General features: G+C 71.2%; 4 protein-coding genes and 1 pseudogene. All 5 read left to right on the top strand.

Annotation, left to right across the window (positions count from 1 at the left end; all coding sequences use genetic code 11):
• Positions 1 to 1,000: 1,000 nt before the first annotated feature.
• Positions 1,001 to 1,456 (top strand): hypothetical protein, encoded by a 456-nt coding sequence (locus BFF77_RS01410; protein WP_066942928.1) that lies wholly within the window; start codon positions 1,001 to 1,003, stop codon positions 1,454 to 1,456.
• A complete protein-coding gene (gene pstC / locus BFF77_RS01405; protein ID WP_066942926.1) occupies positions 1,453 to 2,460 on the top strand; it encodes a phosphate ABC transporter permease subunit PstC in 1,008 nt (335 codons plus the stop codon). Before BFF77_RS01410 ends, pstC begins: the two co-directional genes overlap by 4 nt.
• 1 nt (position 2,461) lies before the next feature.
• Entirely contained in the window at positions 2,462 to 3,814 is a 1,353-nt protein-coding gene (gene pstA / locus BFF77_RS01400; RefSeq protein ID WP_066942924.1) for a phosphate ABC transporter permease PstA, read from the top strand.
• Positions 3,815 to 4,005: 191 nt separating this feature from the next.
• Positions 4,006 to 5,772, top strand: a complete 1,767-nt coding sequence (locus BFF77_RS01395; RefSeq protein ID WP_079124717.1) for a phosphate ABC transporter substrate-binding protein PstS — start codon at positions 4,006 to 4,008, stop codon at positions 5,770 to 5,772.
• Positions 5,769 to 8,055, top strand: a pseudogene (locus tag BFF77_RS01390) (hypothetical protein); the annotation flags it as partial. The gene BFF77_RS01395 and the pseudogene BFF77_RS01390, both read left to right, overlap by 4 nt.

Raw genomic sequence — 8,055 nt, 5'->3', positions numbered from 1 at the left:
GCACCGGTCGCGACGGGTGCGGTCGGTGCGGGACGGGTGGCACTGAACGGGTGCAACGGGTGCGGGGGTGGCCGCTCGGCCGCTCGGTGAGGAGGGTGGGGGCGCGGACTCGCCGAGGACGTGGGACGGGAGCCGCTCCACCGACTTGGCGGTTGGGAACAGCGAACACGCCGTGCTCGGCGAACAGACGCCGGCGCCGTCGCGAGGATCAGCTCCCGCGTCGCGTCACCGCGCTCCGCCCGTACGCCCCTGCCCGGCTCGTTGGCCGAAACAGCGCGGCATCCGGAGCGTCGATCCGCCGGGTGGACCGGGCATCGGACGGCGCCAACTCGGCGTCGTCGTGGCGCGTCCGGAGTGGGGCCGCGTCGCGTCCGGGCGGTCCGACCCGTGCGACCGGGCACCTGCCCCGCAGGTCCGCCCACAGGGCCGGGGGCTCCGGCGCGGTCGTGCCGGGCAGTGGATGACCGAGCGGCTGATCACTCTCGTCATGACCCATCGCGCATCCTCCAGGAGGCCGGCATCGAGTACGTGATCAGTTAACTGTCCTTGCTGGAGTAAAGCAAGCGACTGACTTAATTCCGCCCCTGCGCACCATCCGTTCTCCCGTGCCCCGGATGCCCGCCCGTCCCGGCCCGCGTTCGGGCCCCTCGCCGCCGGGCGGCCGGGCCGGCGGCGGGGTGTGCCGGGCGGAGCGGACAGCGCCATACAAGCCGAGAGCGACGTGACGTAGCACCCTGTGACGTGGTACAAGCAGATCCTGCTTCCCGCTCGACCCGGCCGGGCCGCCCCACGCGCTCTGCGCGCGTGAAGATCGCCTGTTGCCCGGTGCCTGGGCGGTGCCTGCGCGGTGCCTGCACACCTCGTTCCATTTTCGGATGTCCGGTGTTCATGCACGCGTGCCCGTAGCTCTTCCGTGCTCCGTGAGGGTCAGGTCGGCCGATGATGGGAATCGGCCAATATCTGCCGGCCGCCGGAGGGCGCCCGGGAGGGGGGCTGGGCCATGAATCACCCGCGCTTTCTGTTCGTACCGAGAACCGACACCGAGACGGGAACCGTCTCGGTGGTCTGGCGTCTGCTCGGTGCCAACAATCGCGGTCTCGGCCAGGGCTGGGAGAGTCAGCCCGGGCTGGTCGCCTGCCGTGCCGCCGTGGCGACACTGCGCGAGGGCATGTCCAGGGCGCGGCCGGTCGTCACCGTCTCCGAGACGACCGGGCTGTGGATCTGGCGGCTCGACCTCGACGGACGTTCGGTCGCCCTCGCCGGGCGGTCGTACCAGCGTCAGCGCGAGTGCCACTACAGCCTGGCCAACTTCGTGAAGGCCGTGCCCGAGGCGCAGCTCGCGCCCGGTCTGGTGTCCCTTTCGGCCAGGCGCATGCCGCACCCGCCCGGTGACCGGCCGCCGAGGCTCCTCCCGGACTTCCCGAAGACGCGTGCCGCGAGTGCGGGTGCCCGATGACGTTCACCGCACCCGCTCTCGGTACGACGGACGAGCCCCGGACGATCAAGCGCTCCGCCGGCCTGCCCGACCAGCTCTTCCGCGGGCTGGCCCGGGGCAGCGGCGGTGTGGTGCTCGTCATCATGCTGCTCGTCGGCACCTTCCTCGGCTACCGCGCCTGGGAGGCCCTGCGCGTGGCCAAGGGGTCCTTCCTCACCACCGCCGCCTGGGAGCCCGACTCCCATCACTTCGGCATCGCCGCCGTTCTCACCGGCACCGTGCTGATCGGGCTCGTCGCCATCGCCCTCGCGCTGCCGCTCGCCATGGGCACGGCGCTGTACATCTCCGAGTACGCGCCCCGGCGCGTACGGCGGACCATGGTGAGCCTGATCGACCTGATGGCCGCGGTGCCCAGCGTGGTCTACGGTCTGTGGGGCGCGTTCTTCCTCCAGTCCCACATCGTCGGTCTGTCGCGGTGGATCGCCACCTACTTCTCCTGGATCCCGATCTTCAAGGTCCACGGCGCCGAGCCGGGCGACCCGCTCGCGACCACGACCGTCTACACCTCCTCGACGTTCATCGCCGGGATCGTGGTGGCGCTCATGGTCACGCCCATCGCCTGCTCGGTGATGCGCGAGACGTTCTTCCAGGCACCCGTCGGCGAACGCGAGGGCGCGTACGCGCTCGGCGCGACCCGGTGGGGAGTGATCAGGACGGTCGTCCTGCCCTTCGGGCGCGGCGGTGTCATCGGCGGCACGATGCTCGGTCTCGGCCGTGCGCTGGGCGAGACGATCGCCGTCTACATGATCATCTCGCCGGCCTTCGTCATCCAGCCGCGGATCCTGGAGAACGGCACCAACTCCGTCTCCTCGCTGATCGCCCTGCGCTACGGCTCCGCCAGCGACTTCGGTATGTCGGCGCTGATGGCGGCCGGGCTCGCCCTCTTCCTCATGACGCTCGTCGTCAACTTCGTCGCCTCCTCCATCGTGGCCCGCAGCCGCTCCGGGGCCGGGACGGAAGCCTGATATGAACCGGACCACCACCTCCGTGCAGCCCTCCGACACCACCACCGTCACCTCCGCCGCCGGTTCCGCCCCGGCCGCCGAGCCCGCCCCGCTCACCTTCCGTCCGGGTCCGCCGGACGGGACCGGCAGACCCGAGGTCCGCCGCTCCACCTCCACCGTGCGCGCGGGCGACGTCCGCGCGCTGCTCGGCGCCCTGGCCGGTGCGCTCGGACTGACGGTTGTACTGTTTACGCGCATTGCGCCGTTCGACGGGCCGCTCGGCTTCGTCGTCGTCGCCTATCTGTTCTTCGTCGGTCTGTACGCCGTGCTGGTGTCCTTCGCCGAGAGCGGCATGGCGGTACGGGACCGGGCGGCGGCCGTCGTCATCCACAGCCTCGCCGTGCTGGTGGTCGGCGCGCTCGTCTTCGTCGTCGCGTACACCCTGTGGCGCGGCCGGTCGGCGCTGCCGCATCTCAACTTCTTCACCGACGACATGTCGCGCACCGGGCCCGTCCAGCCGCTCACCAGCGGCGGCATGCTGCACGCCATCGCCGGCACGGTCGAGCACATGGCCATCTCCCTGGCCATCACCGTGCCGCTCGGACTGGCCTGCGCGGTCTTCCTCAGTGAGGTCCCCGGCGCCTACGCGCGGTTCGTACGGACCATCGTGGAGGCGATGACCGCGCTGCCGTCGATCGTCTCCGGTCTGTTCATCTACGCCACCGTCATCCTCATCCTCGGACTGGAGAAGTCCGGGATCGCGGCGGCGCTCGCCCTCAGCGTGATGATGCTGCCGATCATCATCCGCGCGTCCGACGTGGTGATCCGCCTGGTGCCGGGCTCGCTGCGCGAGGCGTCCCTCGCGCTCGGCGCCAGCCAGTGGCGGACCGTGTGGACCGTGGTGCTGCCCACCGCGCGCTCCGGACTGACCACCGCCGTCATCCTCGGCACGGCGCGCGGCATCGGCGAGACCTCTCCGGTGCTGCTCACCGCCGGATACACCACCGACATGAACCTCAACCCGCTGCACGGCCCGCAGGTGTCGCTGCCGCTGGCCACCTTCGAGCTCGTACGGTCCCCGCAGCCGAGCTTCATCGCCCGCGGCTTCGGTTCCGCGGCGCTGCTGATGGGACTGGTGCTGCTGCTCTTCGTGGTCGCCCGGATCATCGGCGGACGCGGTCCCGGAGAGCTGACCCGGCGCCAGACGCACCGCCGGGTCCTCGCCTCCCGCCGTGACGCCGAGCGGATGGGCGGACTGCGCGGGACCGGGCCGGGCGGAGGGACGTATGTGGAACGGTCCGACGCGAGTACGTACACGGACCGGCCACCCGAGCCACCCGGACCGGCCGGGCCGATGGAGCAACTGAGCACCTGAGCCGGGCCACCGGGCTCCCGGGCCCGCCTCTCCGGGCCCGGGGACGCCGCCCGGCCTCCGGCCCACGGCCTCCCGCCCCACCGTCCACGGACCGCCAGGCCGACCACCCCGTACGCGCGAGCCACCGAGCCACCGTCGAGTCGCCGAGCCACCGAGAACCGCCCCGCCCCACCGACAGGAGTCGTCTCCCGATGTCCGGAACCCTTCCGGCGCCGCTGCCAGGCCCACGCGTCCGCGCCGCCCTGGCGGCCCTCGCCCTTGTGACGCTGGTGCTGCTGGCACTCGTCCAGCCCGTGCCCGCCGCCGCCGCGACCTATGTGCCGATCTCCGGTGCGGGCTCCACCTGGAGCCAGAACGCGCTGGACCAGTGGCGGGCGAACGTCAAGCAGTACGGCATGACGGTCAACTACAACGGCACCGGCTCCTCGGACGGCCGCAACCAGTTCCGCAACGGGACTGTGGACTACGGCGTCTCCGAGATCCCTTACGGCATCACGGACTCGGGGGTCGTCGACTCGCCGCCGCCGCGCAAGTACGCGTACATGCCCATCGTGGCCGGTGGTACGTCGTTCATGTACAACCTGAAGATCGGCAACCAGCGGGTGACCAACCTGCGGCTGTCGGGCGAGGTCCTCGCCAAGATCTTCACCGGTGGCATCAAGCTGTGGAACGACGCGGCGATCAAGGCCGACAACCCGGCCCTGGCCGCCTCGCTCCCGGCCCGCCGGATCGTCCCCGTGGTCCGCTCCGACGGCTCGGGTACGACGGCCCAGCTCACCACCTGGATGAGCAAGCAGTACCCGTCCATCTGGAACGGCTACTGCGCCAAGGCCGGACGGAGCACGCCCTGCGGCGCCACCTCGAACTACCCGCTGGTGCCGGGCGGCGGTTTCGTCGCCCAGTCCGGCTCCAACGGTGTCTCCGGCTATGTCGCCCAGGCGGGCAACATCGGCACGATCACCTACGTCGAGTACTCGTACGCCGTGTACACCACCAGCTTCCCGGTGGTGAAGGTGCTCAACGCGGCCGGCTACTACACCGAGCCGACCGCCAAGAACGTCGCGGTGGCCCTGCTCAACGCGCAGATCGAGAAGAACAGTTCGTCCCCGAAGTACCTGACGCAGATCCTCGACAACGTCTACAACGGCAAGGACCGGCGCAACTACCCGCTGTCCAGCTACAGCTACATGATCGTGCCGACGAAGGTGGAGTCCAACTTCAACGCCCAGAAGGGCAAGACGCTCGGCGCGTTCGCGTACTACTTCCTCTGCCAGGGACAGCAGCACGTCGACAACCTCGGCTACTCCCCGCTGCCGGTGAACCTCGTCGAGGCGGGGCTCGAACAGGTGCGCAAGATCCCCGGCGTCGACGTCGAGAACATCAACATCAAGAACTGCCACAACCCGACGTTCTCCGCCGACGGCTCCAACACCCTCGCCAAGAGCGCGCCCTTCCCGCAGGCCTGTGACAAGAAGGGCCCGACGCAGTGCGCCACCGGCACCGGCGGTGACAAGAAGCCCACGGTCACCCAGGGCAGCGGCGGCGCGGGCTCGGGCGGTGCCTCGGGCGGCAGCGGTGGCGGCGGTACCGGCACCTCCGGAGCCTCCGGCGGTGGTACGGCTGCCACGGGCGGTACGGGAGCCTCCGGCACATCGGGCGCGGGCGCGTCCGGCGGCGGGGCCACCCCGGGCGCGGACACCGCGGGCGGCGCGGGCGGGGCCATCGACCCGGACACCGGCCAGCCGATCGCGGCGGGTGCCCAGGCCGGCGGCGCCGGTGACGCGGCCGGGGTCGGCACGGGCGGCGACGCGTTCGCCGTGCCCGTCTCCACCTCGGGAACGATCAGCGGCGGAGTACGGCTCGCCCTGATGGTGCTGGCCGCCCTGCTGCTGGTGGCGGTCACGGTCGGTCCTCCGCTGCTGTCCCGCTATCTGACGGCGAGGAAGCAGACGTCATGAGGATTCCCGGAACCGGCTCCACCGGTACCCGTACCTGGATCAGCCGTGCGCGGTTCACCCGTGTCCACCGGGCGGCCACCGTCGCCGTCCTCGCGCTCTGCTGCGCCCTGAGCGCCGGCGCGTTCGTCGGCGCGGGCGCCGACGCGGCGGGCGCGGCCGACAATCCCGCCTCGGGCAGCTCACCGGTGACCGTCACCGGCAAGGGCGACTTCGCGAAGCTCAAGGTCACCGTCGCGCAGACCAGGCACCTGGTCAACCAGGTCGTCAAGGTCTCCTGGACCGGCGCGACGCCGACCGTCTCGGACACCGCCTACGCCGCCGACTACCTCCAGATCATGCAGTGCTGGGGCGACGACAAGGCGGGACCCGACCCGGAGCAGTGCCAGTTCGGCGGCTCCTCGGCGCTCGGCCCCGGATCCGGCAACCAGGCGGCGGGCGCGTACACCAACACCCGTCAGCTCAGCTACGGCTCTCTCTCCGACGAGAACCAGACCATGCCGCCTCCGTCGCCCTCCGGAATCTCGTATGTGGCGTTCCACTCGGTGGGCGGCCAGGTCACCCCGACCGGCAACTCCAACGACTTCTTCGACTCGAACACCACCAACGAGGTCCCGTACGCCCGTACCAACCCCGACGGCACCGGCGAGGTGTACTTCGAGGCCCAGACGGCCCTGGAGGCACCGGGTCTCGGCTGCGGCGAGGCCGAGGCCGGGGACACCGCCCAGACCGAGGGCCGGCAGTGCTGGCTGGTGGTCGTGCCGCGCGGTGAGACCGAGGTCAACGGGACCCGGTACACGGCCCAGTCCAGCGGCCTCCTCCAGTCCTCGCCGCTCTCCGCGACCAACTGGGCCCAGCGGCTGGTCGTCCCGCTGCACTTCGAGCCGCTCGGCAACTTCTGCCCGCTCGGCGCCGACGAACGTCCCACCCTCGGCAACGAGATGGTCGCCGAGGTCGTCAGCCGCTGGCAGCCCGCCCTGTGCCAGACCGGCGGCAAGACGATCTTCGGTTATGCCCAGGTGACCGACACGACCGCGCGAGGGAAGCTCGGCTCGGGCACCCCGGGCATGGTGTTCCTGAACGAGCCGGCCACCGCCGACCAGATACCGGCGGACCAGACACCGGTGTACGCGCCGGTGGCCCTGTCCGGACTCACCATCGGCTTTCTCGTGGAGAGCCAGGCACCGTCCTCCGCGCCGGACGAGGTCAAGGCGCGCAACGGCCGCCGGATCACCTCGCTCAAGCTCAACCAGCGCCTGGTGGCCAAGCTGCTGACCGAGTCGTACCAGGACGGCAACTCCCGCTTCGCGCCGAGCACCGAGAAGAACCCGTACAACCTGGGCCATGACCCGGAGTTCACCCGGCTGAACCCCGCGTACGCCCATCTCGACTTCGGCGGCAAGTTCGGCGACGTCCTCGTGCCCGAGGCGCTCTCGGACTCCGCGCGGCTGCTGTGGAACTGGGTGGACCAGGACCCGGCGGCGCGCGAGTTCCTCGACGGCACCCCCGACAACAAGGGGAAGTACGGCGACGCGGCCAACTCCGGGATGACGGTCAACCCGCACTACGAGAAGCTCGATCTTCCGGTGGACCACTTCCCCAAGAGCGACCCGTTCTGCCAGCAGTTCGACGACCATCCCGACAACCCGCTCTGCATCCAGGACAAGCATCCGTACACCCTGGACATGCACGGCGCCGCCCGCGCGGCGGGCCGCGGCGACTCGCTGGCCCGTACCTCCTGGGACAAGACCACCAACCCGCCCGCGTACAAGAAGGACCCGCCGCAGCCGGCCGGACAGCGCGCCATGCTCGCCCTGGCCGACAGCTCGACGGCCCTGCGCTACGGACTGATCCCGGCGCAGCTGCGCAACGGCGCCGGGCAGTACGTCGCGCCGACCACCGCGGGTCTGCTGGCGGGCCAGGCGGCGATGCGGCCGGGACCGGTCAAGTCGGTGGCCGAGGCCGCGCCCGCCACCAAGGCCAAGGGCGCCTATCCGCTCACCTCGCTCACCTACGCGGCGACCGTGCCCTCCCGGCTGACCGCCGCCGAGGGCAAGGACTACGCCGAGTTCCTCACCTACGCGGCGGGCGACGGCCAGCGGCCCGGTGTCGCGGCGGGCGAACTGCCCGAGGGGTACGCGCCGCTGCCGAAGGCCCTGCGCACCCAGACCCTCCAGGCCGCGGCCACCATCGCGGCCCAGGCCGGGAAGACCCCGCCGGAGGACGGCCCGGACTCCACGGGTTCCGGGTCCGCCTCGGGCGGGGTCCTGTCTCTTAGACACCTCT

The sequence above is a fragment of the Streptomyces lushanensis genome (genome assembly GCF_001700515.1).
Taxonomy (GTDB): domain Bacteria; phylum Actinomycetota; class Actinomycetes; order Streptomycetales; family Streptomycetaceae; genus Streptomyces; species Streptomyces lushanensis.
The sequence above is the reverse complement of the archived record's forward strand: the minus strand, read 5'-3'. Positions and strand labels throughout refer to the sequence as shown.

Bases quoted from the DNA above. Each gene is read 5' to 3' on its own strand.
- BFF77_RS01410 (WP_066942928.1), top strand. From the start codon at position 1,001: ATGAATCACCCGCGCTTTCTGTTCGTACCGAGAACCGACACCGAGACG.
- pstC (WP_066942926.1), top strand. From the start codon at position 1,453: ATGACGTTCACCGCACCCGCTCTCGGTACGACGGACGAGCCCCGGACG.
- pstA (WP_066942924.1), top strand. From the start codon at position 2,462: ATGAACCGGACCACCACCTCCGTGCAGCCCTCCGACACCACCACCGTC.
- BFF77_RS01395 (WP_079124717.1), top strand. From the start codon at position 4,006: ATGTCCGGAACCCTTCCGGCGCCGCTGCCAGGCCCACGCGTCCGCGCC.